This window comes from Fictibacillus barbaricus, assembly GCF_031457135.1.
Classification (GTDB): domain Bacteria; phylum Bacillota; class Bacilli; order Bacillales; family Fictibacillaceae; genus Fictibacillus; species Fictibacillus barbaricus_A.
Genome location: NZ_JAVDWA010000001.1, coordinates 484,038 through 509,146 on the forward strand (window position 1 = coordinate 484,038; position 25,109 = coordinate 509,146).

Here is a 25,109-nt window from a genome sequence, read left to right on the forward strand (position 1 = left end):
CTTACGTAGGAGTCAATCAAAAGTTTTAAAATTTAAAATAGTTAAATATCTTTTTGGTTTCAAAAGGAGAAGACAACGAATAAAGAGAAGGTTCAGGCGAGTAGAACGGAATGAGGAGTGAAAAGACGTGATTAGACTTGCAAATCACAAGGATATAAAGGAACTGGCGAGACTATGTTCACAATTGGGATATGAATCATCTGAAGAGCAAGTAGAATCTAGATTACATCGAATACTTCACGATCTGGATCATGCAGTTTTTGTTTTTGAACAAGAGGTACCTCGATTGGCGGGGTGGGTTCATGTTTATGGAAAACATTTAATAGAATCGGAGTATGCAGAGATTGGTGGATTAGTAGTCGATCAAAACAGCAGAAGACAAAAAATCGGTGAGAGACTGATGAGAAAATGTGAAGAATGGGCAACAGAGAACGGTTATTCAGAATTAAGATTGCGTTCAGGAGGACATCGGAAAGAAGCACACGCGTTTTATAAACAAATAGGGTATGAGAATGTTAAGTCGCAGCAAGTGTTTACTACAAATTTAGAAGGGGTGAACGTGTAAACCTTTTTGCTGGAAATATCGTCTAAATGGAAAAAGGGGGAAATACCATGAGGCGATTAGGTTTGTTTATGTTGTTAATGGCATTATTATCAGGCTGTAATAACTTTTCAATGCCTGGCAGTCATACCATCATTGACTGGGTTGATTTTGTTAAATGGAATGGAGTGAAATACGACGCTATTAATCATGCAACTTTAGCTGATGAGAAGTATATTGGCAAAAAGTTAGGGAAAGTGGAATTTAAAGTAGACGGAAACGTGAATAACCCTCATTACAAAATAAAAGATGGAGATGCTGCATTTCACGAAAAAGGAACAGTCATTTATTCAATAAAAGGAACGGAAGAACTGATTGCTGTAAAACAGTCTAACGAAATAAATGGATATCGCATATACGCACCAAGAGGGAAAGAATCACATTGGGATTTTAAAAGTGTCCCTTTAGAAAGTGTAAAAACAATTGAAATCTATAAGTCTGAACATGGAAAAATAAATGAAATTAAAAAGCGAGAAGAAATAAGTCTTTTTTTGAACATGTTAAAAAACAGCAAGGAAGATCCTAATTTTCAATATGATGCATCGAAAGGCGACCCAACGTATTATGATAGTGTCTTATATACGAATGAACCAATCGCATATAAGTATTTCGTACAATATGATGGCACCACTTACTTCTGGGCACCTAATGATATCGCAGTTTTACCAAATGAGATCAGGAAATTTTTTCCTGAATAAAATGATTAAAGAGGTACGATTCTTGCATTATAAGAATCGTATTTTTTTTCAATTGACACGCAACCATTTAGTTGCTTATACTGAAACAAAGAAGGAGGTGGGAACTATTGGATAAAGTATTTAAAGCTCTTGCTGATGTTAGCCGCAGAAAATTGCTTGATGAGCTTTACAAGGAGAATGGACAAACATTGCATGCACTATGTCATCATCTCGAAATGTCACGGCAAGCCGTTACGAAGCATCTTGCATTATTAGAAGAGGCAAATTTAGTAACAGTTGAACGTCATGGGAGAGAAAAATTTCATTATCTGAATCCAGTTCCCATCAATGAGATCTATCATCGTTGGATTAACAAATATGAAAGTCATCATTTACAGGCATTATATTCGTTGAAAAATAATCTTGAGGAGGATAATCAAAATGAATAAACCAAAATTCGTGTATGTTACTTACATTGCAACAACTCCCGAAAAACTTTGGGAAGCATTAACAAACGGAGATTTTACGGAGCAATACTTTTTTGGCAGCCGAGTAGAATCCGATTGGAGTGAAGGTTCAGAGATTACCTATTCTCGCAATGGTGAAGTAACCGATTACGGAAAAGTGCTAACTTTCGAACCTCATAGCAAATTATCTTTTACATGGACGTACAAAGGAGACAAAACTCTGCGTGATAGTGAGACTGTAGTAACGTTCCAACTGCAGCAGATGAACGAGACAGTTAAGCTGACACTAAAGCATGAAAACTTGGCAGAAACAGATCTTGTTGAGAAGGAAAATACGTTTGAAGGCTTTAATAATGGCTGGCCAGCCGTTATGAGCAACCTCAAAACATTTTTAGAAACAGGAGTAACACTGCCGCCAGTGGTGGTGTAAATAGTATAGAGAATAAATGTGAAAAGCAGCCAGGAAAAGATTCTTGGCTGTTTTTTATTTTAGGTTGAAACTTCTTCTGAAAAATCACGTTATATCATTTACAAAGTTTTACAAAATGAATTCACATTTACCAATAAATGTTATTATGAAAGAAGCAGTTATCAGAAAGTGGGGACTAAGAATGATAACAAAAAAGAAAGTATTAGAGACTCTACAATCGCATTTACACGAAAATGAGGTTATCGAGACAAGTACGATGACTTATTATAAAGCAGAAAGCGGATTATCAGGGCTGGCTGGAAACGGATCCGCCTTAAGTACTCCTGTCAGAGGAGTTTTAGCTTCCACTAACCAAAGACTTCTTTTTTATGGAGAGCTTTCAAAATCATTTCCGCTTTTTCTTGAAATGAATTATAAAGAGATTACGAGTATAAAAGAAACGAATATAATTTTTGCTCTGTTTAAAAAGATACCGGTTGTTGTTGTCTCGCATAAAGAAAAAGAAACCTTCAGTTCACAAGGATTTCCAGAAGAACATGCAAAGCTTGTATTATTTTTAAAAGAAGTTGAAGAGAAACATCTAACACATCTGAAAAAGGTTTTATAAGGGGAGGATACTCCAATGAGAGATGAAAGAAAGGGATTTGACAAAAGTAAAATCGAAACAGATGACAGCTGGAATCGAACATTGTACGGCAGCCCTACCATAGGCGGTTTTATCGTTGTGTTAGCAGTCGTACTTTATTGTTTGTTTAAATTGTAAAGTTAGGAGAAGAGGTATGAAAAGGATATGCAGTCAATGCCAGACGGAAATGATAGCAGATTGTGAAGTAACAGTTCAAAGAGCGATGTATGGCATAAAAATTAGTCAAAAAAGAAAAGGTTTTTTTAATAACGTATCTGCTGTGCCAAAATCAGCGGTTTGTCCGAATTGCGGCAATGTTATTTTATATATCGATGAATTTAAAGCATTTAAAAAATAACGATAGATTGAGGCTTTCATTATGAAAAAGAAACGCTATATGAAAGCATTACTAATGGGTCTTGCGGTGTTTCTATGGGGCTTTTGGTACTTATCGAGTATGGCCATTTGGGGTACATCTGACGATGGGGTCTGGAAAGCGACATATCAAAAAAACTTTGATCAAACAGTCGGCGGCTGGATCGGGCATATCAAACAAACATCAATGGACAAAATCAACATAAAAGAGATTCGTTTTACTGATAACAAAACAACATTAATGAGTGATAAACAGTTTATTGAAGAAAGAATGGAAGATGGTTTGTAACAAGACTAAATCCATTTTCAACAGATTTCTACTTAGGAGAACATCCGATGAAAAATCATAAATACAAATTACATATTACATGGGAGAAACAAGGCAAGTCCTATACAGAAACTTTTCAGCTTAAATAGAAACTGATCATCAGGGAGAAAATGTTGAATAAAATGAGAAAGAAATCCAGTTTAATAAGTATAATAACGATTCTATTTATAAGTGCAGTGTTATTTGTTATTCACACGATTTACGTTGATTATGAAGGAAGGCAATATTATTTTAAAGATCATCAATCCATCAATCTATCAGAAGAAAAAATCGATAATATAAAATTACATGAAAACATTCATAGCCCAGCTTTTGAAAGTAAATATAGAAAAGCTTTGAGCCAAGATGATAATAACATGTATGACTATTTTCATTGGAAAAATGGATTAAAAACAGCGTCCATTAATAAAGGAAAAAACAAAGGTAAAATTGTTCGTTTAATTCTTTCCAGTGATGAAGGTGAAAAACCAGATTTGAAGACATCTCGAGGAATATCAATAGGCAGCTTCAAACAAGAGGTACTCCAAAAATATGGTACACACAATTATAAAAGATCAGAACAAGGTGTAGGAATTATCGGCTACGTTGACCATAAACAAAAATCAACAATGGAATTTTGGCTGAATGGGAAAAATGAAGTTTTTGAAATCCGATTTGATGATGCAAATGTGAAATAAATCAAACGGGGGTGATTTAAAAGTGAGTTTGTATCAATTGGGATATACAATAATCTTTACATCATTATTGACGTTGATTGTACGCTCGGAAAACACAATCGTAGAAGTAATGAGTGTTTTAGTAATTGTTCTAGCTACAATGTTTACCTATAGTGCAATTAACAAAAATCCAAAAAAGTTTTTTATTAAAATGCCTCTATTTGTTTCAGCGATTATAAGTGGAATTGTAATGACCATTTCAATATTCTTTGTGAAATCATTTTTCTAACTGAAAGGGGAGTAAATGATATGGAGAGTTTCGGTTTTATAATAGGAATAGTTGCTTTTGTATTCGCATTGGATTGTAAATCTAAGATGAAAAAATTAGAAGAACGAATTAAAAAATTAGAGAAGTATTAAGAAGGAGATAGCTCTTTAAAGAAAACCTCATACTTATTAAGAGTGGACGCGTTTGTTAAACAAGGCGTCTTTTTTATTTGTAATATTGCGATTGCAAAAAGAGCAATTATTGATGAGTTCTTTTGCTAAAATGAGAGGTAATATGAAATAAACAACCAGAAGCAAATAAGGAGCTGAACGCATTGAAAATAGGAATCATTGGATTAGGGGCGATTGGACAGCGTCTAATAAAAGTGTTTAACGAACATCAGGAAACAGAGATTGTGGCGATTTGTGATGCAAACGAATCAGTATTACAATCAACGAAAGATGTGTTGCCAAGCGCTGCGGCTTATACAGACTATCAAAATCTATTAGCTCGAGATGAAGTGGAACTGGTGTATATAGCTGTTCCGCCTAAATATCATCATCAAATTGCTCTGGATTCAGTAAAGAAAGGCAAACACATCCTTTGTGAAAAACCGCTTGCGAATAGTTTGGAAGAAGCAGATGAGATGAGGAATGCTGTTGCCGGAAAGAACCTTATAAATGCAATGAACTTTCCCGTTTTTTATCGATCAGAGTTCCATAAAATAGATCAGCTGGTCAAAGACAAATATATTGGGGAATTGCTTCGAGTAGAAGTGAAAGTTCATTTTCCAGATTGGCCACGGCCATGGCAGCAAAATCCATGGATTGCTGGACGGGAACAAGGCGGATTCGTGAGAGAAGTTGTTCCTCACTATTTGCAGATGGTTCAAAGGTTTTTCGGACCGATTAACTCTGTTGATGCTTTTATGGAGTTTCCGGAAGATCCGGCGTTATGTGAAACAAGTGTGATTGCCCGTCTAAAACTTGCGAGCGGTGTACCGGTTCTACTCGATGGATTGAGCAAAACAGCTGAAAAGGAAGAAGTACTGCTGAAAATTTACGGAACAGAGGGAACGATTGCGCTAAGAAACTGGACAGTTTTGGAGACGGCTGGAAAGGGTGAAGACCTCTCGCCAGTTGAAGTTGGCAATACTAACCAAAACCTTAGTTTAGTAGACGAATTAATCAAAGCTATAAATGGGGAAGACGCAAAAATAATCAATTTTGAAGAAGGATACGAGATACAGCAAGTATTAGAAAAAATACTCTCGGAATAAAAAAATAATAATGAAGGGCACTTATCAGAAAAAGGTAAGTGTCCTTTTTCGTGAAACAAAAAGAGAATGATTGAAGACAAAAAGGAATTAATTGGTATTTTATAGAAATGGAAATAGGGACCGATTTTTTTAGAGAGGTGAAAATAAGTGGATTCTTCAAAAGAAGTAGAGGTGTCTGTAGCTGATAAATATTTTTGGTTACGCTATTCGTATATTTTGCTTTCAGGTTTTATGATTTTTATGCTCAGTACTTTTGCCGCACTTGCAATCAGTGAGGAAACGAATATTCGATACGAGCATTTTGTTCACCCGTTAATATGGTTTATAGGTTTTGTCGTACAATTTAAGAATAGAATAACCGGTCTTTTAATCATCACCGTACCTGTCATTTATATGATCGGAACAATTTTATGGATTATTTTTTAGTGAGGAAAGTGATGAGGAAATTCATTTCAGTGATATTATTTTGTATTTTGTTGGGTTGTTCAGCAACCAAACTAGAGGACGCAATTAGTTCACCTGACCTAGAGAAAGTTTCTATTTTGTATCAGGACGATAATGATGAGATTGTAATTTTTTTGAGCAAAAACGCAGCAGGTGGAGAGATGATTAGTTTAAATAAATACACTAAAACCGGGAATGTTTATGGTTATGATGTAAATGGTGAGTTCGCAGTAAATATTGATCGGGATATTCAAGATGAATTTCTCACCGTTAGTCCTGTAGGAAACAGTTCGATAAAGGTATTCTGGGGATTTGTTTTTAATTATCAAGGTGCAGAAACTGTGAAATATAGTTTAGAGGATGAGGCTGGAAACATTTTATATGAATCTAGCATTAGAATAAACAAAAATCATATTGTGATAGAAAAGCTGCCTAAAGGAATAGATAGCGACAAAGTAACATTACGATATCAAGTTCTAGATCATAACGGGAAAGTTCTAGTTGAAAGGTAATCACGAGATTGAACAAAGACGACCCAAAATAAACCGCTTCTGAGCCGTTTTTTGTTTTTAGATCTTTTTTTACAAAAATTAGAGACAACAAAATTTATCTTCTTACTATAGAAAAATTTCACATTAGAATCACCTTATCCATTAAAGAAGCAATCAAGATTCCAGCAGCATATCGAACTAAATCTACCATCAGAAAACCTTGTCCTAAAATTAACGATCCCAGGAGTGTATGGCGAATCTGGTTAATCCAATCCTCTTGATAAAGTTGACTGCACTCTATTCCGAAGCTAAATAGAAGACTAAGCGAAATGGCGGCAGATAGACTTTTGTGTATGAAGAGAAAGCGGAACCCGAAATAAACCATCATAGCCCACAGCATATCCCCCGCATTCTCCGCCAAAAATTCCACCAACAAATGGCTATATGTTCTGGAGGCTAACCCTAAAACGATGGTAATTACTATAGCCATATGATATATAACTCTCTTATTGCGGTGTGTCTTTTTAGTAGAATCTCTTTTAACAATCAATAAAATCCCTCTTTTAACATGGCTTTTTCTTAAAGTGTTGCTTCTGGGGTATTTTTTGTAATACTTCAATGACAAGTTAATTGGAGTATAAGGTGCGAGACTCATGCGGGACAGGCGGGCAGTCCGAAAAGGGAAGCGGTTTGTTCAGCCCCGACAAGCAAAAGGGGAAGGGGCTAAGAAGGCGCTTTTTACCTTCGGGACCATTAAACTTTTGACCTCGAGGGGCTAACCGCTGCAGCTAGACAGGTGAGACACTTATAAGTGAAACGTACGAATGTGGCTCACCGCCTGCCCCGCGGAAAGCGAGCATCCTGTTACGTAGATTAACTACTTCCAATAACAACAAAGAGACAGCCTTTACCACGGATTAGACAACAATATTTGTAAGTTTCAATATAACGAGTTTACGAGTGAAAAACAACTTATGATAGAATTGAACGTAAATGAAATTGTCAGGTTAACGGATTGAAAGGGAGTGTACGAGAATGAAGCACGAGATTACATTTATCCATGATGTGCGGAAGAATCTTCTTGATACTGTAGCTGGTTTTTCAGATGAACAGTTAAACGAAAAGGTAAAAGAGGATAAATGGTCCATTATGCAAGTACTGGATCATTTGTACTTAATAGAAATGAGCATTACAAAAACGATTCAGAAAATCCTGAAGAACGGTGAAACGGTATCAATAGCGCCTAAACCCATTCAGTACACAGTAGACCGTTCCACAAAAGTAGAAGCGCCATCATATGTTGCTCCTACTGATGACTTTTTAACGTTAGAGGCAGTTAAAGAGAAACTAAAGAATTCACGAACGGCTCTTTTACAAGTCATAGAACAAACGTCGGAAGAGAAATTGCAAGAAAAAGGTTTCCCTCACCCCATATTCGGTTTAATGAGTCTTGATCAATGGATACCGTTTATCGGCTATCATGAAAAAAGGCACATCGCACAAATCGAAGAATTAATAGAATTAAAAAGCAGGCAGATGAACGAGTCTGGAACGAAATGAAGATGATAAAAAAGAGCTATCCACTGGGTATGCTCTTTTTTGCCCAAGAAGTATCATCCATCTTTGAAAAACAAGTCGACTTGGACAAAAAAAATCAAAAGGTAATTAAAATTCCTATTTAATGACCTAAAAAGAGATTGTGAAACTCTTTTTAGGTTATTTTTTTATACGGATTGGGAAAACGGTGCGTGCCATACGAGAAATAAGCGCGCGATACGAGAAATATGCGCGCCATACGGAAAATAAGCGCGCGGTACGAAAATTATGCGCGCTATACGGAAAATATGCGCGCCAAACAAAAAGGGGTCTGTCCCGGGACAGACCCCTTTCAACTAGGTAGAGTTAGTATGGCTTCTTTTGATAAAAATAGTTAGGCTTAACGATTTCGTTTTTATAAGGTTTATGAAAAACATGTGATGTTGCGGGTGATAGCGGGGAAATAAGCCATGCCCAGTTTCCCGTAACCGGTCGTCCTTCTTCTGTTTCATTTTCCTCAAACTTTTTAAACTGCTGTGCTGCTGTATGATGATCGACAATACTTACGCCATTTTCTCTAAACGAATGGAGAACGGCGATGTTGAGCTCGACCAATGCCTTATCTTTCCATAAAGAAATACTGCTTTTTGTGTTCAGGCCCATGAGCGAAGCAATTTGAGGCAGCATTTCATACCGGGATTCATCGGCTAAGTTTCGCGCTCCGATTTCCGTTCCCATGTACCATCCGTTGAATGGAGCAGCAGTATACGTGATTCCACCAATTTCAAGTAACATATCTGATATAAAAGGAACAGCATACCATTTGAGCTGCAAGTCAGGAAACCATTCATATTGAGGATGCTCGATAGGTACTTCTACAATCAGATCATCCGGTATTTCGTATAGCTTTGGAGGCCTATCATTTATTTGAATGATGAGCGGAAGGATATCAAATTTGCCGAACTTTGGCTGCCACCCCAGCTGTATACATTGTTCAGTAAAAGCAATAGAATCGGGATCCCCAATAACGCCAAGGTCTGATTGATATCCGGCATAGCGAACCAGCTGATGATTCCATATCCGTATTTTAAGGTGATCCGTTTTTTGTGAAAAAATAGAAATGGCAGGACGGATACGGCCATTGTTCGTGGCAAAATCGATATGGTTTATTAAAGCTTTAAATATGGCGTCTTCCGTGTCCAGGTGCCTCATATCGATTACGTGCATCTGATCCCAAAACAGTCTTCCAATACAGCGATTGCTGTTGCGCCAAGCAACCTGAGCTCCGTATTCTAATTCATCGCTCGTGTGTTCATAATAACCTTTTAATTCTATCTCTTTAGTGATTTCAGCTATTCTATCTTCTGTTTCTTGCTGCGTTCTATTCATTTCCTTATAGGAAGGAATAATAAATTCTTTTGCTTCGGTTATAAGTTCAATACTCAATTTCCATCCTCCTAATATAGAGAGTGTATGTTAACCATAATAACCAAGTTTACAGGAAAATAGCATGCAGCAAAGCAAAAGAGATAGAACAATTAGTGAACGATTATTAGAAGAGGAAGGCACGAAGAGATTAACTAGTTATTTGAAATTTATGGTAATGTTAATGGGTAACTTTTCTAAATTGTAAACAGGAGTCGATTTTAGTGAACACATTCAAAAAGCTATTAACACTTTTTCCCGTATTATTCATCTCATTAAATTTTATCCGTTCGAGATATCGATGGGAATTTAATGATTTAGGGATATTTGGGTTTGTTGAGATAGCATTAAATGTATTACCAATACTCTTTTTTGCGAGCTGGGATGTTTTCAGAAGACCTTTAAAACTATCAGCTGCTAAACTTTTAATCATGTCCAGTTTTTATTTTTATAGCATGGTAGTCTTTTATTTAACCATTTTCAGTGTCCCATTTAGAAATTTCTTTCTCCCGTTTCAATGGTCTGATGTATTAGAAGATAAATCATATTATTTGCAAACGATTAGTCTCATTCCTTTTAAAACAATTATTGAATACGGATTGGTTAACACACAAGTAATTGGAAATCTCATTATGCTCATGCCTTTAGGAATCTATATTTCTGTTTTGTATAAAAAATCAGTCGTGAATGGAATGATTACCTTACTAACAATAGCTTTTGGTATAGAATTTCTACAATTTTTATTTTCAGTCATCATTCCTTCTCCGCTGCATTCTTTGAGCTATGGCAGAAGTACTGATATTGATGATGTACTCTTAAACTTTTCAGGAGCAGCCTTTAGTTTTACCATTTGTAGATGGGTTATTCAAAAGTACACAGCTCCGTTCCAAGTAAGATTGAAAAAGACAAGCTGAAACTTTTATATTGGAAAAAAAAATAAGAGAGGATATTTTATGAACATTAAAAAAGACGATCTAACCGGACCAGAAATTGTTGAATTGATAAATGCGCATCTTCACGGAATGACGCTTCTCTCACCGCCTGAAAGCATACATGCATTGAACCTTGATTCCTTAAGGAAACCGGATATTACATTCTGGAGTGCTTGGGAGGATAAAGAGTTAATGGGATGCGGCGCACTTAAGGAACTGGACGCTGAGCATGGAGAGATTAAATCCATGCGAACCTCTTCATCACATCTTAGAAAAGGTGTAGCTAAACAAATGCTGCAATACATAATAGAAGAAGCCAAAAAGAGGGGATATAGAAAATTAAGTTTGGAAACGGGATCACAGGCAGCATTTGAACCGGCAAGAAGACTTTATGCTAGTTTCGGATTCCAATATTGCAAGCCGTTTTCAGATTACCAAGAGGATTCTAATAGCGTGTTTATGAAAAAGGAATTATAAAAAAATTCAAAAAATGGCTGTCAACGTACGACGAATAATTTATAATAGAATTACATAAATAAACCAATCAGTCGATTTTCATAAAAAAAGGAGGATTCTACATGAAAGAATACTTTTTTACTCAAAATCGCAGCCGTTTAAAAGAAGTGCTGCCAAATGAATCTGTGACGATACTTTTTGCAGGTGAAGCGCCTTTCAAGACGGCCGACGAACGCCACAAATTTGTTCCTAACCGTAACTTTTATTACCTAACAGGCATCAATGAATCGAACCTTACTTTAGTAATAAAGAAGACTGGTAATGAAGTAAAAGAAACAATGTACATCCAAAAAGCAGACCCGGTTATGGAAAAATGGGTCGGAAAAACCGTTTCAGAAGAAGAGGCAAAAGCAATCTCTGGAATTGAGAATGTAGTATACCATGATAGTTTTGAAAGTATGCTGACACAAACGTTCTTCTTAGAAAATATGAAACACGTATGCTTGGACTTAGAACGCCGTGAGTGGTCTGGCACACAAACAAAGACACTTCAGTTTGCTAAGCATCTGCGCGAACATTATCCGCACATAACGATCAGCAACGTATATCCCGAAATCTGTGAACTGCGTGTGGTTAAAACAGCCGTTGAAATCCAAAAAATCAAAGAAGCAATCAACATCACCAAGGAAGGCATCTATAACGTATTGAAGCATGCTAAAGCAGGTATGAGGGAATACCAGTTAGAAGCTCATTTTGATTTTGTTTTAAAATCATCAGGGGTGAAGGATTTTGCGTTTGGTACGATTTTAGCAAGCGGTAAAAACGCAACGGTTCTTCATTATGAAGATAATGATGCTGAAATCAATCAAGGGGACTTGATCCTGCTGGATCTTGGTGCACAAAAGGATTACTACAATGCGGATATTAGTTTCACGTTCCCAGTAGACGGAAAATTCTCCCCGCGTCAAAAAGAAATCTATAACATCGTGCTGAAAACGTTGAAAGAAACGACAAAGCTAGTAAAACCAGGATTAAAGTTTGCTGAGTTAAATGAACATGCTAAAAAGATATTAGCAGAAGAGTGCAAGAATATCGGTCTCATTCAAGAAGATTCCGAAATCTCGAAGTATTATTATCATAGTGTTGGCCATTTCCTAGGGTTGGACACACATGATGTCGGATCTTACAAAGAACGCGTGCTGGAGCCGGGAATGGTGCTCACGATCGAACCAGGATTGTACATTGAAGAAGAGGCGATTGGAATTCGTCTTGAGGATGATATTCTTGTAACAGAAGAAGGACACGAGAATCTTTCTAAAGACATCATAAGAACGGTTGAAGAAATCGAAGAATATATGGCAATGAATAAGCTGCTAGTATAATAATAGAAAAGTTAAGATTAGCGTGTATTCTAATAGGAATTCACGCTATTTTTTTGTGAAGGAATGTCAAAAAAGATTGCCGACTATTATAAGGAGGAATATATGAGTTTGGAACATGAGTTTTATCTTATTTCTAAAACAACTGTAACGAAGGATTTTTGGGTGCATAGAGAAAAAAATGAGTGCATTATAGACAGTGTTGTAATTCATGATGACATTATTCAATATATTTCCGACTCGTTAAAATGGATCGTGAGTAAAAATCCTGCATTAAAAGGTAACCCAATGGGTCAAGGTATTAATTATCATGGAGTAACCCTTTTTGATAAACAATCTGCAGAATCTTTGAGAAGAGTTTTTTCCTCATGGAGAGACCTATTTCTAAATGCACCTAATCCATTTGAACTCACTGGAGAATTTATTTATGATGAGGACAATCAGGAAGGTGGTTATGAAAAGGTATTCTTGAATAGGGAGGAAGTAATAAACCTGCTTGAAAAGATAGTTTCCATGGCAAGACGTTTAGAATCAGGCAATTTTTACTTGTATCATTGTGGAATCTAAATTGATTTGCAAAATTTAGTGATGTTCGGGGGATAACTATGAAATACATTTCAGGAGGATATTTTCTTATTTCCCCTATTAAACGGCCGGATTATTTGGATAAAAACTTAATTCCTGATCCTCTATTGTCTGTTAGTGAATGTCTGTGCGACTTTCATCCTGATATTAATGTTTTATGGGGCGGATCTCAAAATAAGAAAGAAAAGTACATGGAACAATTTAAGATTACAGAAAGCATCTACGAAGAAATAGAAAAATGGGTAGGGAGTATGACCGAAAAAGAACTTTTTGAATACCCTCAAATGTTTACAACCCTAGATCTTGCAAGAGAATTTTGCAGAAAATTTCTTATTCATATAGATGATGTCACTATAATTGGAATCGGATTATCCCAAGACTGTGCAGATGAATTTATTGAATATGAGGAAACATTAACGAAACCAAAGGAAGAACGGAATGGGATCGAAAAATTATTACTAAGCAATGTTCGGGTTGATCACAATGGATCAGAAAGGATTGGTTACGAAATTCTCGGTTTTGAATCTGGTAAGTTCCATTCCTATTTGTGCAATGGATTAGAAAAGGATTTTAATAAACAGTTTCGTTTCAGTCTGAATAAAGATGGTTTTATACCTTTACTTGGAGAAGCGGCTCGATATTGTAAATATAGTAATGATGAGGAATTAGGTGAAGACGTTTTATGGGCTGCCTTGGGCAATATTTAAATACGCGAAATAAAAAAGCATTGGATTCAGCAATGCTTTTGCGTTCAGATACCTCAATTTTATCTGTAATGTTTGTGAGAATCCTGATTTCGGTATGCACGAACTGCCATCATAAAACCAGCATATGCACCAATGGCTGCGTTTCCGTAAAAGACACCCATGAAAATTCCAGCCCACAAGTTATTCGGGTGAGCGATAAATATCGAAATGAAAAGACCTAGAAAATTTGCGACTGAGGGAATCCAAGAATGAAGCTTTGGAAAAAAAACTTTTAATAGTTCGATCAGAATGATGATTGCAGGCACTGCAATTAATGCATCCCAAAAATTTGTATGAATGATCGGAAACTCCTCCAAAAAAAAATGCCTCCTTAACCGTGCCTGTTTAATTGTTTTACTTTATATACTCTATACAGTTTATTGCGAATTTTTCCTGATTTATTCAATGAAAAAGGTTATATTTATAAACACCTTGCTTTCCGTATGTGCAATAATGGAATCAGCTAAAAAATAGGAGGTGCTTTCATGAATGTAGCGTTAATTAGCAAGTGGCATGTACATGCAGTGGATTACGCAAGAGAAGCACAAGAAAATGAATCGATTTCCATCAAGCAAGTTTGGGACGAGGATCCATTACGCGGCAAACAGTGGGCTCAAGAGTTAGGAGTTCCATTTGAATCTGATTTGGAAGCGGTTTTATCAAATCCAGAAATTGACGGAATCATCGTCACAACCCCAACCAGCTTACATAAAGATGTAATCATTGCTGCGGCCAATCATGGGAAGCACATATTCACAGAAAAAGTTTTAGCCTTTTCAGTAGAGGATTGTGAAGAAATCTTCTCCGCCGTTGAAAAAAATAACGTTCATCTCATGCTCTCACTTCCAAGGCTGACAGAAAGCTTTTATCTCTACGCACAAAATGTTGTTGAGCAGGGTTTGCTCGGAGCTATCACAAACGTAAGATGCCGAGTGGCTCACAATGGAGCAGTTCCGTCAGAAGATAACGTAAAAGGCTGGCTCCCGGATCACTTTTTTGATAAGGAAGCTTGTGGCGGAGGTGCGCTGATCGACCTTGGTGCACATCCGATTTATTTAACGAATCGCCTGGGAGGAAAGGTAAAGAGCGTCAGCGGAAAATTAAGCCGGTTTCAGAACCGTGAAGTCGACGATAATGCTGTCGTGATGGTGGAATATGAATCAGGCGCGATCGGTCTCATTGAAACAGGATTCCTTTCATACGGAAGCCCGCAGCAATTGCAGCTTTACGGAACAGAAGGAACGCTTTTAATCGAGGACAGAGTGGCACGAATTAAAAGCAAACACCTAGGAACAGATGAGTGGGTTACACCGGAAATACCAGAACCAAATCCATCTGCCATGCAGCAATGGGTCGATTCCGTCGAAAATGGAAAACAGCCATCCATCACTAAAGAAGATATGTACAATTTGACGCTGATCAACCAAGCGGCTGCTTTATCGAGTGAAGAAGGACGCCATGTCCTGGTTTCAGAGATTACAAAGTGTACAATCGCTTGAATTTAAAGAAAATGGCTTGAAATGTGTCTCGAAATGGCACATTTTAAGTCATTTTTTATTCTCCTTTTTAATTTTGGGCTGAATCTTATGATAAATAAGGAATCGATGCTCTCGAATCCGGTTCATTTTAGCCTCGCCATTCATAATTCCACGAAAATCAGCCATAATTCCATACAATGGTAGAATTCGATTTAATCACAAACCGAAAAAATCCTACAACCTGGCCGCTAGTTAACATGTCCAGATACAAAATCTTAAATTAATTAATACTTCTAATGAGGTGCTGCCGGCTTACCTCTAATGAGGGAAACAACCCATATGATCATGGGGAAAAAGAACAACCAAATTATTGCATAGACATCATAAACTGGGGTGAATTCAATTAAATACGAACTGCTTGGAAATATGACTAGTGAAACAACAAACATCAATAATCCGATTGGAAAAGTTAATAATTTATAATCATGGATTCTTAAAGAGTGTGATAGACCAATGCACAAAATATAGGTCAGTACGATTAATTTTACATAAACGGTAATAAACCAAATCAGGGCCATAAATGCCTCCACCCTTTGAAAGAACTCACGTATGTTGATGGTTTTCGCTAAATCAAATGTAGGATATATACTTCGGCTTGTTTCATTTACACCCATAACTAAAATAGACAAGGTAGATATGAGAACCAGTATGCCTCCTCCAAGTAATGTCCCTAGCAAGTAAGCATTTTTTGTTTTCTCTGGCTGGTTCACATACGGAATGATCATTAAGAACAGGATGAGTTCCAAAAACGGGAATACAATCAAAGAAACCGAGGATCGAAATACCGGTTTCATACCGTTCTCTAAGACTGGTAACAGATTAATGATTTGCATTTTAGGCAGAAGTGTAAAAAATAACACTACAAAAAGGATAACGAGCCAGGGCAGAAAGAGTTCCGTTGTCCTTGTAAACGTTTCAAGGCCTAATCGGACACCATACAGCGTGATGATCAAGAACAACAAGTGAATGGCTTCAATCGGTGTTTCAGGCATCATTACCGTCACCATGAAATCACCAATATTACGCAATACAAAAACAGCCAAAATAAATACGTAGCTTACAAAAAAAATGATAGAGATTATTCTCCCTAAAACCGTACCAAACACTTTCTCTATAATTTCTGCTAAGCTAATAAAATGAAATCGCTTAGAAAGTGACCAATTTAAGAGCACCAATAGTAAACCGATACCAAGACCGAATAATCCAGAAAGCCAAACATCTTGCTTTGCATTTGCAGTTAGGATGGATGGGATAATTAAAATGGCTGTGCCTACTGTATAAAGAGCAACTAGTATAGTGAATTGTCTGATGCTGATGATTCCTTTTTCAAGCATACGGTGCCTCCTATTACATCGTTACAACCCATCTGTCATCGGTCTTAACAGAAAAGAAATCCACTCAAGGGGTGTAGGTATAGTTTTACCAAGTATTTGAATGATTAAAAGGATAAACCCAAAGCTAATCAGTCCTAAGTAAATCCACAGATCTTTTTTATTTGATTTTTTTATTTTGATTAGTGTGGGTCCATCTATAAAAAAAATGGCTGCGGCTATTAACATTGGAAACATAAATTTAAACATCATTATTTCTTATCAAACTCATTTAAGAATGAGTTGCTGTTTTTCCCGATTTTATCAATATGGACATTAACTTTGCTTGTGATTTTTATATTTACAAACTTTTCGTCCCAACCTTTTTTTGCTCTTTTCCAGTATTTTGGATCAGCCCGATGGATGACTTTTCCTGCTCCGAGAAAATCAATTTTATATTTTTTTTGAGCCGCGATAATTGCTTCAGTTATTTTTCCATGGATATCGTGTTCTACTAATTTTTGAATTTCATCAATTGTAGCTTGCTTCGTAAGATTAATGGAACAGCCAACCTCTCCTACATTGGCTTTGGCATTGACCTCAGCATGTACATGGGGGATGCCGTTCTCCATTTTGCTTTTTACTTTTGTGTGAGTGTCAATTATTTCAACAGACAATCGATCTTTCTTTTTATCTAAGCAAGGGACCGTAACAATGGTGCTTTTAACATTATCATTGAAATAGTTATAGCCTTTACTTTCATGCTCGTTCAGCCACCCTTTTAATTTATCTTTTTTAAACACAGCAAGATTAATATATTTCAGCCGGACTTTTGGGTTCGCGGTTTGTAGATTACTCATCTTTTCGCCTTCCTTTGGATTTCCGGTTATTTTTAAACCTGTAATGACTGGTTCCGTTCCTTCACTTGTCAAATCATCAATTAGTTTTCCAAACGTAAGAGCATAGGAAGGAGCGAATACCTCTTCAGATGTTTTGAGTTTGGAGAAGATGTTTTGTGCGGCTATTTTCTCTACAGGAACAAGAATATTTAACACTTCATCTGCACGATGACCTTTTGCAACGACTACAAAAAAGTCAGAACGAAACTCTTGATCTCTTGCTAAAAGATCCAATGATTTAGAAAATCCCTCTTTTGCAATCTTCTCACCTAAAACAAGGACTTTGAGATGAGGATAGAATGTTTTCCGTGGCGAAGTTTTCGTAAGACGTCTAATCGCATCAAAAATCGTATCGCCTTTTTCTTGATAAGTAACGACTGGTGCTCTCGTCGTATCCATTTGTTTTGAAGCAATTGAAGATGGATTAACGAGCTGAACCGTAACCACATATTTGCCGTCTTCTTTATCAATACCCATAGCTACTGCCAGACCTAATTCTTCTAATTCTCTATTGTTCCAGCATCCAGAAAGGAGCGGACTTAGCGTTAATAAAAAAAGTAAGATCAGTTTTTTATAGAACAAACGGTTCACCTCTATTTCTGATCAGATGTCTTTTTAGGTTCTCGGTTAATGTTGGTTTGATTGACTAAACGCGGTCTAGTGAGTAACTTCCATCTTGGTTTTCTCCATAAAGTATCTTTCATATCAGATTTAATGTATGGAGCAATCGGAGCCATATAAGGAATACCGAATGACCTTAGACTGCACAGATGTAGAGCAAGTGCGAATAAACCAATCGCAACACCGTAAAGACCAAAAGTTCCTGCCAGGATCATAAAACCAAATCGCAGAATCCGAATGGAAATACCAATATTATAAGCAGGCAAAATGAAGTTCGAAATCGCTGTAATGGAAACGACAATTACCATCGCAGCTGAGATAATACCAGCCTCAACAGCAGCTTGGCCAATAACTAGCGCCCCAACAATGGATACGGTTTGACCAATCGCTTTTGGAAGCCTCAGTCCAGCTTCCCTCAAAATTTCAAGAGTAATTTCCATAATTAATGCCTCGATAACTGCAGGGAAAGGAACCCCTTCCCGTTGAGCAGCGAGACTGACTAATAGAGGGGAAGGCAGCATTTCTTGATGAAAGTTAATGACAGCGATATAAACAGAAGGTCCCAGCAAGGAAATAAAAAAAGCTGAAACACGTAAAATCCTCAACAAAGTAGAAATATCCCATCTCTGATAGTAATCTTCTGCTGCTTGAAAAAAGTGTGTGAATAAGGCGGGAACGAGCAGTACAAAAGGCGTACCATCAATAACAATCGCGATGCGTCCCTCTAAAAGCCCAGCAGCTATTACATCGGGCCGTTCCGTGTTAAATACGGTTGGAAAAGGAGTATATGTCTCATCTTGAATAAATTCCTCGATGTAGTTGCTCTCCAAAATGCCATCAATATCGATTCGGTCCAGCCGTTCATGAACTTCTTTTACAAGTTTTTCATTCGCGATTCCGTGTATATATACAACTGATACCCTCGTTTGTGTTACGGTTCCGATTGGTTTTGTCACGATCCATAATCGCGGATCTTTTATTTTACGCCGAATTAATGTTGTATTGGTTTGAATGGATTCCGTAAAAGCTTCTTTAGGACCTCTAACAACACTTTCTGTTTCAGATTCTGAAACATCACGACCTTTCCAGCCGCACGTATCCATCCCATAGCCAATAGATACAGAGTCTAATAAAAGAACAGCATTGCCAGAAAGCATCGAGCGATAAATATTAGTAAAATCGTGTAATTCACTTAAATGGCTGATTGGGAGGGAAAGATGCTCGATCAAATGAGCTGAACTCAATGTGTGTGACGTATGATTTTTCAGTTCTCTCGAAGAAACGGTAATATTCTCTAAGAAATGATTGATAATCTGTTTATTTACTAAACCCTCAATGTAAATCAATGCTGCTTCTTGTTTGAGTGATTCATTTACTAAAAATTTAGCAGATACTAAATCCGAACTATCTCCAAACGAGGTTTTGATCCGAGATATGTTTTTATCAAGGGTTGAATACAGCCCGTCTTCAGTGGCAGGATCTTCCTCGGGTTTTGTTGAATTTTCTTTGGGCATTTCATTATCGAGCAGTTTTTTTACGCGTCTTTTTTTAAATACCATTGAACTTAGCTCCCCATGGACATTTTTTGATATTTTTACCAAAAAACGAAATCTTATTCGATTGCTATCATTCATTAAAATCGTTGTTTGCATGCAAAACATGATAAAATGAAACAAAACCAATGGAGTTGATTGAAAATTGAAACAAGAAATAATTAAACGATTTACTTCTTATGTAAAAATCGACACACAATCGGATTCAAGCAGTGAATCTACGCCGTCTACATCTGGCCAGCTGACGTTAGCGAATCAATTAGTCGAAGAATTAAAGCAAATTGGTATGGAAGATGTAACGATTGATGATAATGGCTATGTCATGGCCACACTCCCATCGAATACGGAAAAACAAGTTCCGACGATCGGCTTTTTAGCGCACGTGGATACAGCAACTGATTTCACCGGTACGAACGTAAAACCACAAATCGTTGAGAACTATGATGGGGAAGCAATCTCTTTAAACAAAGACTTACATATTGAACTTTCACCGAAAGATTTTCCAAACTTGCTAAATTATAAGGGACATACGTTAATTACCACGGATGGCACAACCCTGCTCGGTGCTGATAACAAGGCAGGCATCGCGGAAATCATGACGGCTATGAAATACTTGATTGATCACCCTGAAATCAAGCACGGAAAACTAAGAGTAGCATTTACGCCAGATGAAGAGATTGGGAGAGGACCGCATAAGTTTGACGTTGCTGCTTTCGGTGCGAAGTTCGCCTATACGATGGACGGCGGACCGCTTGGTGAATTGGAATACGAAAGCTTTAATGCCGCTGATGCAAAAATCACGATCAAAGGAAAGAACATCCATCCGGGTTCTGCAAAAAATAAAATGGTGAACTCCGTTAAAATTGCGATGGAGATCCAAAGCAAGCTGCCAGCAGAAGAAGCGCCAGAACATACGGAAGGATATGAAGGCTTTTATCATCTGACCAGCATTAAGGGTGATGTTGAACAAACTCAACTAGCTTACATCATCAGGGATCATGACAAGGCGCTTTTCCAAAAAAGAAAAGATACGATGCAAGCAATCATTGATGAACTTAAAGATAAATATGGTGAAGATAAAATTGTCTTAACGATGGAAGACACGTATTACAACATGAGAGAGAAGATCGAACCCGTAAAAGAAATTGTAGATCTTGCTTATAAAGCGATGAAAAATTTGGAGATCGAACCGATCGTCAAACCTATCCGAGGCGGAACAGACGGGTCTCAGCTCTCTTACATGGGACTCCCGACTCCTAATATTTTTACAGGCGGAGAAAACTACCACGGCAGACACGAATTTATCTCGGTGGACAACATGGTAAAAGCAACGCAAGTAATCATTGAGCTAGTTCAGCTGTTTGAACAAGAAGCTTAAATTGTAATACGAGAGCTAACCCCTATTATTTACGGGTTAGCTTTTTATTTTGACTATTGATGGTTGAACGGGATGTCGATTGTTGTCGAGATATAGTTATATTTTCTTTTCGTGTTGAATTCGTATCAAAAGTCTATGTAAATAAAAGGAAGGGAAGGGCGTTTTGTAGAAAAGGTATAGTCTGGTAGCGGACTTATCAAAAGGAGCGGTTGTGTAATGAAAAAAATTCACGAAACACAATCAATTAGAACGAATGATACCGAAGAACACAAGGTTTATTCACCGATTGAAAACTTACAAAATATCGAATCCGGCGGACCGCTCAATAAAAAAGGTTTAGAAAATGTGAGCGGATTGCCTAAAAGTATAAAGTTTTTAGGCTGCGTTTTAATCGGTCTACTCGGTTTTTCTATGCTGCTCGTGATGGTCTTGAACTTTTTTTAAAAAATCATTTGAAGTAAAGCAGGTGCGGAATTTGTTATCTCAAGGAGTCGTTATTCAGAACAACCAATTATTGATGGTTAAACAAAGAGTAAAAAGAGGTGACACCGTCTGGAACTTTCCAGGTGGCGGAGTAGAAAAAGATGAAACATTTGAAGAAGCGTGTATTCGAGAAGTCAGAGAGGAAACAGGCTATGCCGAAAGAATCATTGAACTTCTTTATACAAACGATTCAAAACATACCTACTTGTGTGAAGTAGTCTCCGGTGAACTTACCATTGAAGACGATGAAGATATTTTGGATGTTCAGTGGGTAGGTCTATTTGATGATCATTATTTTGACGATGTATCAAAGCCAATTGTTGAGTTAGTTAGAAAATTAACAATGCAGGAAAGGGGAAAACGATATGTTTAAATCAAAAAAGTTTATTATTTCGTTAGCTGTTTTCTGTCTAATCATCCTTTTAATCGTTCAAAAAAGAGATGTGATCTTCCAACAGGGGAATCCCATCCCATATGCTTTAGCCATATCAAAAATGATTGTGCAAGATAAAGGAATCGTTGAAGTGTGGAAGGATGAACAATATTTAGTAAAACGAGGGAAGATGGAGCCGTTTATTAAGAAGATGGTGAAAGAGGGCTGGGAATACGCAGGAAGAGACAAGATTGGAAATGCACTTGAATTCAAAAAAGGTAATGAGATGAGACGTTTTGGCTATCAATACTATACGAGATATTATATGGTTATATTTGGATAGAACATGAAAAGCTGAACCTTTAATAATAGGAGCTTAAATGATCCGTATTCTTGGTCAGAAATACACGATTAAGCATTGGAATCAGGAATCAAAATAAAAATGTGGACTGATCATACATAAATTCAGTTCAATCGAACAAAAAAATAGATTCAATCAAACAGATAACAATAAGATTCAGACAAAAATACCTTTTAAAAAAAGATTGTTCATCCGGGAAAGACATAGAGGTCGGAAAGAAAGAGGCTAGTCTTCCCAAGAATAAGGAGCGGATGATATCCAGTGTGGAAAACAATCAGTTCAAAGTATGTATATAAATCACCATTCGGAAATTTAAGAATAGATTCATGTAAGTTACCAAATGGCAGCGTAATTGAGAATTATTATGTGAATGAGTATTCCGATTGGGTGAACGCTGTTGTTATAACAAAAGGCAACAAGGTAGTCCTTGTTGAACAATACCGTCATGCGGGAAACGATTTTTTCCTAGAAATTCCCGCTGGAAAAGTAGAAGATAAAGAAAGTCATGAAGAGGGAATACTTCGTGAAATAAAAGAAGAAACAGGTTATATTTCTAAATCTAAACCAATCCTCCTAGGGGAATTTTGGACAAATCCTGCCACACAAAACAATAAAGTAGCTACATATTTGATCCTAGATGCTTTTGAAGCTTCCAATCAAACCCTGGATACATACGAAGAAATAAATGTAAGGTTAATAGATTTTGATGACATGGAAGAAATGATTCAAAATAAGCAGATTACACAGCTTTTTACAGTTAGTGCCTATTACATGGCAAAAGTGTATTTATCCAATAAGGAGAGAATGAATGTTAAATAGTCATAGTGTTATAAAGGAAAAAAAAGCTGGAATGTCTGACAACGAACTAACAATCCGGCCAATTACAGATGAAGACCTGCCGAGACTTTGGGAATTGCTATATAAAGACGATACTCCAGAATGGAAAAAGTGGGATGCACCTTATTTTGAACATAAACATGTGCCATATGATGCATTTATCAAAAACAAAGAACAATATGTGAACTCAGATAAACGCTGGGCTATTGAAGTAGATGGAAAGATTATAGGTGTGGTGAGTTATTATTGGGAGCACGAACCTTCCAAATGGCTTGAGATGGGAATCGGCATTTACGATTCGAAATTTTGGGACGGCGGCTATGGCACGAGAGCATTTCGTTTGTGGATGAATCATCTTTTCACAACAATGCCTTTAGTACGTGTAGGATATACGACTTGGTCCGGAAATGAACGGATGATGAAGGTTGGTGAAAAGTTTGGTATGACAATGGAAGCCAGACTTAGAAAGTGCAGACTATACAATGGAAAATACTATGATTCGATTCGAATGGGGCTATTAAGGGAAGAGTGGGAAGTAAACGAAAGATTCAACTAGAAGGTAGGTAAGCAGAAAATGAACATACAGGAAATTATAAAAGATTTAACGGATAAAAAAATGCTGCAGCCCAATATACAATATGAACAGCTTAACGGAGGTACTACAAGTAAGTTATATCTTTGTAAAGATGAAACCACAAAATTTGTGATTAAAATGAATGAACCTCATGTGCTGGAAGCGGAGTCTCATTTTCTGAACTTTTATAAAAAAGTCAGTTTGTTGCCAAGGCTTGTCTATGTGGATCCTTCATTCCATTATATTGTTTATTCGTTTATTCCTGGCTCCGTTCACTATAATCGCAGCAAGAAAAACGAGCTTTTATTTGACCTCGTGCATGACCAAATCAATCATTATCAGCCCGTATCTGATTCAGAAGGCTGGGGCTGGGCAGATGAAACAGTGGATTCATGGCAAGCCTTTTTAGAACATCGATTCATGGAGGCAAGTAAAACACTAGAGTCTCATTTGCAAAAAGAAGACCTCGACATAGTTGCTAAACTGGTAAAAAGCCCGAATAGGAAAAGCACAAATAAAGAACCTTACTTACTTCATGGTGATTGCGGCGTACACAACTTTATATTTGATGATCGAAAATTATGCGGTGTGATTGATCCGACTCCAGTATATGGAGAACCGCTTTACGATCTCATTTATGCATTTTGCTCCTCACCGGATGATCTAACTAAAGAAACAATCAATACGGCAGTGAGTCATTTAAAAAATAATAGTCGTGATGACAAGTTCTTGTATGAAGAGGTGCTGATCGGATTATTCTTAAGAATAGCAACATGTGTCAGACATCATCCTGACGATTTAGAAGAATATTTACGAGCTTGGAGCTATTGGAAGGACACTGTGCTTAAGGGAGAGTAATGAAGGGCATGATTCAACAAACGGAGCAAACGGAGCACATGATCCAACAAACGAAGGTCATGATTCAACAAATGATGAATGCCCTTTCTATAAATCTATGTAAATAACCCAATTAAAAATGAAGACCGTTCCTGTAAATGGGCCGGTCTTTATTTTTTTAATTCATAAAGCACAAATCTAGATGGATCTGCGCTGTCATTTTCTACATAAATTTCGCTTGTTTTACTATTTTCAAAGATTCTTCCGCCATTTAGCACACCATATTTATCACCCTTTAGACGATCTGTTGTAGGCTCAAAATCAGGTTTGGGACGATTTGCATTCGTTTGAATAAAGAAGTCCTTACTCACATACTTCTGATTGTTATAAGATAATGTTTGCGGAATATCCGCATCATCTGAAAAGAAATACTGGTTAATTAAAGAATACGTTCCAAATATCAAGAAAACGAGGCAAATCAAAAAGAAAAACTTTTTCATTTAATCACCTTTCCGTTTATTACCATATGTATAATAGTAGCCTATTAAACAACTTAAATCCAATGAGAGGGAATGCTGATAGCAGGAGACAATTTCTTATTTTTATCTCCTCTAGCCGAGTTCACTTGTACATTACACTTTAATT

The 25,109-nt window shown here is 36.9% G+C and carries 33 protein-coding genes; 26 read left to right on the top strand and 7 right to left on the bottom strand.

Annotated features, from left to right (window positions below; genetic code table 11):
- The first annotated feature begins 127 nt into the window (after positions 1–127).
- The 12 genes from J2X07_RS02550 to J2X07_RS02605 all read left to right on the top strand — a co-directional run bounded on the left by J2X07_RS02550 (position 128) and on the right by J2X07_RS02605 (position 6,662).
- Entirely contained in the window at positions 128–565 is a 438-nt protein-coding gene (locus tag J2X07_RS02550; RefSeq protein WP_310256137.1) for a GNAT family N-acetyltransferase, read from the top strand.
- Positions 566–612: 47 nt separating this feature from the next.
- The gene (locus J2X07_RS02555) at positions 613–1,299 is read left to right on the top strand and encodes a hypothetical protein (protein ID WP_310256139.1); all 687 of its coding nucleotides are present in this window, start codon (positions 613–615) and stop codon (positions 1,297–1,299) included.
- A 107-nt stretch (positions 1,300–1,406) separates the two neighbouring features.
- Positions 1,407–1,727: an ArsR/SmtB family transcription factor gene (locus tag J2X07_RS02560; RefSeq protein WP_310256141.1), complete on the top strand. Its 321-nt coding sequence runs from the start codon at positions 1,407–1,409 to the stop codon at positions 1,725–1,727.
- Positions 1,720–2,175: an SRPBCC family protein gene (locus J2X07_RS02565; protein WP_310256144.1), complete on the top strand. Its 456-nt coding sequence runs from the start codon at positions 1,720–1,722 to the stop codon at positions 2,173–2,175. The genes J2X07_RS02560 and J2X07_RS02565 overlap by 8 nt, the downstream gene beginning before the upstream one ends.
- Before the next feature lie 181 nt (positions 2,176–2,356).
- Positions 2,357–2,782, top strand: coding sequence for a hypothetical protein (locus J2X07_RS02570; protein ID WP_310256146.1), 426 nt, complete (start codon positions 2,357–2,359; stop codon positions 2,780–2,782).
- 15 nt (positions 2,783–2,797) lie between these two features.
- Complete coding sequence (locus tag J2X07_RS02575; protein ID WP_310256148.1) at positions 2,798–2,938, top strand: hypothetical protein; 141 nt, start codon at positions 2,798–2,800, stop codon at positions 2,936–2,938.
- Positions 2,939–2,954: 16 nt separating this feature from the next.
- Positions 2,955–3,158: a nucleic acid-binding protein gene (locus J2X07_RS02580; RefSeq protein WP_310256149.1), complete on the top strand. Its 204-nt coding sequence runs from the start codon at positions 2,955–2,957 to the stop codon at positions 3,156–3,158.
- A gap of 21 nt (positions 3,159–3,179) precedes the next feature.
- A complete protein-coding gene (locus tag J2X07_RS02585; RefSeq protein WP_310256150.1) occupies positions 3,180–3,464 on the top strand; it encodes a hypothetical protein in 285 nt (94 codons plus the stop codon).
- Positions 3,465–3,625: 161 nt separating this feature from the next.
- Positions 3,626–4,180, top strand: a complete 555-nt coding sequence (locus J2X07_RS02590; RefSeq protein ID WP_396193577.1) for a hypothetical protein — start codon at positions 3,626–3,628, stop codon at positions 4,178–4,180.
- Positions 4,181–4,761: 581 nt separating this feature from the next.
- Complete coding sequence (locus tag J2X07_RS02595; protein ID WP_310256153.1) at positions 4,762–5,706, top strand: Gfo/Idh/MocA family protein; 945 nt, start codon at positions 4,762–4,764, stop codon at positions 5,704–5,706.
- A gap of 147 nt (positions 5,707–5,853) precedes the next feature.
- Complete coding sequence (locus tag J2X07_RS02600) at positions 5,854–6,132, top strand: hypothetical protein (RefSeq protein WP_310256154.1); 279 nt, start codon at positions 5,854–5,856, stop codon at positions 6,130–6,132.
- Positions 6,133–6,143: 11 nt separating this feature from the next.
- On the top strand, positions 6,144–6,662 hold the full coding sequence (locus J2X07_RS02605) for a hypothetical protein (protein ID WP_310256155.1): 519 nt from the start codon (positions 6,144–6,146) through the stop codon (positions 6,660–6,662).
- Between the two features lie 118 nt (positions 6,663–6,780).
- Here the strand turns inward: J2X07_RS02605 and J2X07_RS02610 are convergent, their stop codons facing one another.
- On the bottom strand, positions 6,781–7,191 hold the full coding sequence (locus J2X07_RS02610; RefSeq protein ID WP_310256156.1) for a DUF2809 domain-containing protein: 411 nt from the start codon (positions 7,189–7,191) through the stop codon (positions 6,781–6,783).
- Between the two features lie 485 nt (positions 7,192–7,676).
- On the opposite strand from J2X07_RS02610, the gene J2X07_RS02615 reads away from it, so the two are divergent.
- Positions 7,677–8,201 (top strand): DinB family protein, encoded by a 525-nt coding sequence (locus J2X07_RS02615; protein ID WP_310256157.1) that lies wholly within the window; start codon positions 7,677–7,679, stop codon positions 8,199–8,201.
- Between the two features lie 342 nt (positions 8,202–8,543).
- Here J2X07_RS02615 and J2X07_RS02620 read toward each other — a convergent pair whose 3' ends face one another.
- Positions 8,544–9,623 carry a nitric oxide synthase oxygenase gene (locus J2X07_RS02620; RefSeq protein ID WP_310256159.1) on the bottom strand — a complete coding sequence of 360 codons (1,080 nt, stop codon included), beginning with the start codon at positions 9,621–9,623 and terminating at the stop codon, positions 8,544–8,546.
- Between the two features lie 203 nt (positions 9,624–9,826).
- On the opposite strand from J2X07_RS02620, the gene J2X07_RS02625 reads away from it, so the two are divergent.
- The 5 genes from J2X07_RS02625 (at position 9,827) to J2X07_RS02645 (ending at position 13,661) form a co-directional block, all read left to right on the top strand.
- Positions 9,827–10,516 carry a VanZ family protein gene (locus J2X07_RS02625; RefSeq protein WP_310256160.1) on the top strand — a complete coding sequence of 230 codons (690 nt, stop codon included), beginning with the start codon at positions 9,827–9,829 and terminating at the stop codon, positions 10,514–10,516.
- A gap of 39 nt (positions 10,517–10,555) precedes the next feature.
- Positions 10,556–11,011 carry a GNAT family N-acetyltransferase gene (locus J2X07_RS02630; RefSeq protein WP_310256161.1) on the top strand — a complete coding sequence of 152 codons (456 nt, stop codon included), beginning with the start codon at positions 10,556–10,558 and terminating at the stop codon, positions 11,009–11,011.
- A gap of 101 nt (positions 11,012–11,112) precedes the next feature.
- Positions 11,113–12,372 carry an aminopeptidase P family protein gene (locus J2X07_RS02635; protein ID WP_310256163.1) on the top strand — a complete coding sequence of 420 codons (1,260 nt, stop codon included), beginning with the start codon at positions 11,113–11,115 and terminating at the stop codon, positions 12,370–12,372.
- Positions 12,373–12,474: 102 nt separating this feature from the next.
- On the top strand, positions 12,475–12,936 hold the full coding sequence (locus tag J2X07_RS02640; protein WP_310256165.1) for a hypothetical protein: 462 nt from the start codon (positions 12,475–12,477) through the stop codon (positions 12,934–12,936).
- 38 nt (positions 12,937–12,974) lie between these two features.
- Positions 12,975–13,661 carry a hypothetical protein gene (locus tag J2X07_RS02645; RefSeq protein WP_310256166.1) on the top strand — a complete coding sequence of 229 codons (687 nt, stop codon included), beginning with the start codon at positions 12,975–12,977 and terminating at the stop codon, positions 13,659–13,661.
- 59 nt (positions 13,662–13,720) lie between these two features.
- On the opposite strand, the gene J2X07_RS02650 is transcribed toward J2X07_RS02645, so the two are convergent.
- Complete coding sequence (locus J2X07_RS02650; protein ID WP_310256167.1) at positions 13,721–14,017, bottom strand: hypothetical protein; 297 nt, start codon at positions 14,015–14,017, stop codon at positions 13,721–13,723.
- A 168-nt stretch (positions 14,018–14,185) separates the two neighbouring features.
- Between J2X07_RS02650 and J2X07_RS02655 the strand changes: the two genes are divergently transcribed.
- Positions 14,186–15,199 carry a Gfo/Idh/MocA family protein gene (locus J2X07_RS02655; protein ID WP_310256168.1) on the top strand — a complete coding sequence of 338 codons (1,014 nt, stop codon included), beginning with the start codon at positions 14,186–14,188 and terminating at the stop codon, positions 15,197–15,199.
- Between the two features lie 272 nt (positions 15,200–15,471).
- On the opposite strand, the gene J2X07_RS02660 is transcribed toward J2X07_RS02655, so the two are convergent.
- The 3 genes from J2X07_RS02660 to J2X07_RS02670 form a co-directional block, all read right to left on the bottom strand.
- Entirely contained in the window at positions 15,472–16,572 is a 1,101-nt protein-coding gene (locus J2X07_RS02660) for a GerAB/ArcD/ProY family transporter (RefSeq protein ID WP_310256170.1), read from the bottom strand.
- A 248-nt stretch (positions 16,573–16,820) separates the two neighbouring features.
- The gene (locus tag J2X07_RS02665) at positions 16,821–18,029 is read right to left on the bottom strand and encodes a Ger(x)C family spore germination protein (protein ID WP_310256172.1); all 1,209 of its coding nucleotides are present in this window, start codon (positions 18,027–18,029) and stop codon (positions 16,821–16,823) included.
- A gap of 11 nt (positions 18,030–18,040) precedes the next feature.
- The gene (locus tag J2X07_RS02670) at positions 18,041–19,627 is read right to left on the bottom strand and encodes a spore germination protein (RefSeq protein WP_310256173.1); all 1,587 of its coding nucleotides are present in this window, start codon (positions 19,625–19,627) and stop codon (positions 18,041–18,043) included.
- Between the two features lie 139 nt (positions 19,628–19,766).
- On the opposite strand from J2X07_RS02670, the gene pepT reads away from it, so the two are divergent.
- From pepT to J2X07_RS02705, 7 genes are all read left to right on the top strand, one after another.
- Positions 19,767–20,999, top strand: coding sequence for a peptidase T (gene pepT, locus J2X07_RS02675; protein ID WP_310256174.1), 1,233 nt, complete (start codon positions 19,767–19,769; stop codon positions 20,997–20,999).
- Between the two features lie 216 nt (positions 21,000–21,215).
- The gene (locus J2X07_RS02680; RefSeq protein ID WP_310256176.1) at positions 21,216–21,443 is read left to right on the top strand and encodes a hypothetical protein; all 228 of its coding nucleotides are present in this window, start codon (positions 21,216–21,218) and stop codon (positions 21,441–21,443) included.
- 31 nt (positions 21,444–21,474) lie between these two features.
- A complete protein-coding gene (locus J2X07_RS02685; protein WP_310256178.1) occupies positions 21,475–21,855 on the top strand; it encodes an NUDIX hydrolase in 381 nt (126 codons plus the stop codon).
- Positions 21,848–22,198 carry a hypothetical protein gene (locus J2X07_RS02690; RefSeq protein WP_310256180.1) on the top strand — a complete coding sequence of 117 codons (351 nt, stop codon included), beginning with the start codon at positions 21,848–21,850 and terminating at the stop codon, positions 22,196–22,198. Before J2X07_RS02685 ends, J2X07_RS02690 begins: the two co-directional genes overlap by 8 nt.
- A 279-nt stretch (positions 22,199–22,477) precedes the next feature.
- Positions 22,478–23,035, top strand: a complete 558-nt coding sequence (locus J2X07_RS02695; RefSeq protein WP_310256182.1) for an NUDIX hydrolase — start codon at positions 22,478–22,480, stop codon at positions 23,033–23,035.
- Positions 23,025–23,609: a GNAT family N-acetyltransferase gene (locus J2X07_RS02700; protein WP_310256183.1), complete on the top strand. Its 585-nt coding sequence runs from the start codon at positions 23,025–23,027 to the stop codon at positions 23,607–23,609. The genes J2X07_RS02695 and J2X07_RS02700 overlap by 11 nt, the downstream gene beginning before the upstream one ends.
- 18 nt (positions 23,610–23,627) lie before the next feature.
- The gene (locus tag J2X07_RS02705) at positions 23,628–24,485 is read left to right on the top strand and encodes an aminoglycoside phosphotransferase family protein (protein WP_310256184.1); all 858 of its coding nucleotides are present in this window, start codon (positions 23,628–23,630) and stop codon (positions 24,483–24,485) included.
- Positions 24,486–24,634: 149 nt separating this feature from the next.
- On the opposite strand, the gene J2X07_RS02710 is transcribed toward J2X07_RS02705, so the two are convergent.
- Positions 24,635–24,964 (bottom strand): hypothetical protein, encoded by a 330-nt coding sequence (locus J2X07_RS02710; RefSeq protein ID WP_310256185.1) that lies wholly within the window; start codon positions 24,962–24,964, stop codon positions 24,635–24,637.
- Positions 24,965–25,109 lie beyond the last annotated feature (145 nt).

Bases quoted from the DNA above. Each gene is read 5' to 3' on its own strand.
- J2X07_RS02660 (WP_310256170.1), bottom strand. From the start codon at position 16,572: ATGCTTGAAAAAGGAATCATCAGCATCAGACAATTCACTATACTAGTT.
- J2X07_RS02670 (WP_310256173.1), bottom strand. From the start codon at position 19,627: ATGGTATTTAAAAAAAGACGCGTAAAAAAACTGCTCGATAATGAAATG.
- J2X07_RS02690 (WP_310256180.1), top strand. From the start codon at position 21,848: ATGTTTAAATCAAAAAAGTTTATTATTTCGTTAGCTGTTTTCTGTCTA.
- J2X07_RS02580 (WP_310256149.1), top strand. From the start codon at position 2,955: ATGAAAAGGATATGCAGTCAATGCCAGACGGAAATGATAGCAGATTGT.
- J2X07_RS02655 (WP_310256168.1), top strand. From the start codon at position 14,186: ATGAATGTAGCGTTAATTAGCAAGTGGCATGTACATGCAGTGGATTAC.
- J2X07_RS02615 (WP_310256157.1), top strand. From the start codon at position 7,677: ATGAAGCACGAGATTACATTTATCCATGATGTGCGGAAGAATCTTCTT.
- J2X07_RS02630 (WP_310256161.1), top strand. From the start codon at position 10,556: ATGAACATTAAAAAAGACGATCTAACCGGACCAGAAATTGTTGAATTG.
- J2X07_RS02645 (WP_310256166.1), top strand. From the start codon at position 12,975: ATGAAATACATTTCAGGAGGATATTTTCTTATTTCCCCTATTAAACGG.
- J2X07_RS02570 (WP_310256146.1), top strand. From the start codon at position 2,357: ATGATAACAAAAAAGAAAGTATTAGAGACTCTACAATCGCATTTACAC.
- J2X07_RS02555 (WP_310256139.1), top strand. From the start codon at position 613: ATGAGGCGATTAGGTTTGTTTATGTTGTTAATGGCATTATTATCAGGC.
- J2X07_RS02700 (WP_310256183.1), top strand. From the start codon at position 23,025: ATGTTAAATAGTCATAGTGTTATAAAGGAAAAAAAAGCTGGAATGTCT.
- J2X07_RS02590 (WP_396193577.1), top strand. From the start codon at position 3,626: ATGAGAAAGAAATCCAGTTTAATAAGTATAATAACGATTCTATTTATA.
- J2X07_RS02680 (WP_310256176.1), top strand. From the start codon at position 21,216: ATGAAAAAAATTCACGAAACACAATCAATTAGAACGAATGATACCGAA.
- J2X07_RS02605 (WP_310256155.1), top strand. From the start codon at position 6,144: ATGAGGAAATTCATTTCAGTGATATTATTTTGTATTTTGTTGGGTTGT.
- J2X07_RS02635 (WP_310256163.1), top strand. From the start codon at position 11,113: ATGAAAGAATACTTTTTTACTCAAAATCGCAGCCGTTTAAAAGAAGTG.
- J2X07_RS02585 (WP_310256150.1), top strand. From the start codon at position 3,180: ATGAAAAAGAAACGCTATATGAAAGCATTACTAATGGGTCTTGCGGTG.
- J2X07_RS02705 (WP_310256184.1), top strand. From the start codon at position 23,628: ATGAACATACAGGAAATTATAAAAGATTTAACGGATAAAAAAATGCTG.
- J2X07_RS02565 (WP_310256144.1), top strand. From the start codon at position 1,720: ATGAATAAACCAAAATTCGTGTATGTTACTTACATTGCAACAACTCCC.
- J2X07_RS02575 (WP_310256148.1), top strand. From the start codon at position 2,798: ATGAGAGATGAAAGAAAGGGATTTGACAAAAGTAAAATCGAAACAGAT.
- J2X07_RS02710 (WP_310256185.1), bottom strand. From the start codon at position 24,964: ATGAAAAAGTTTTTCTTTTTGATTTGCCTCGTTTTCTTGATATTTGGA.
- J2X07_RS02640 (WP_310256165.1), top strand. From the start codon at position 12,475: ATGAGTTTGGAACATGAGTTTTATCTTATTTCTAAAACAACTGTAACG.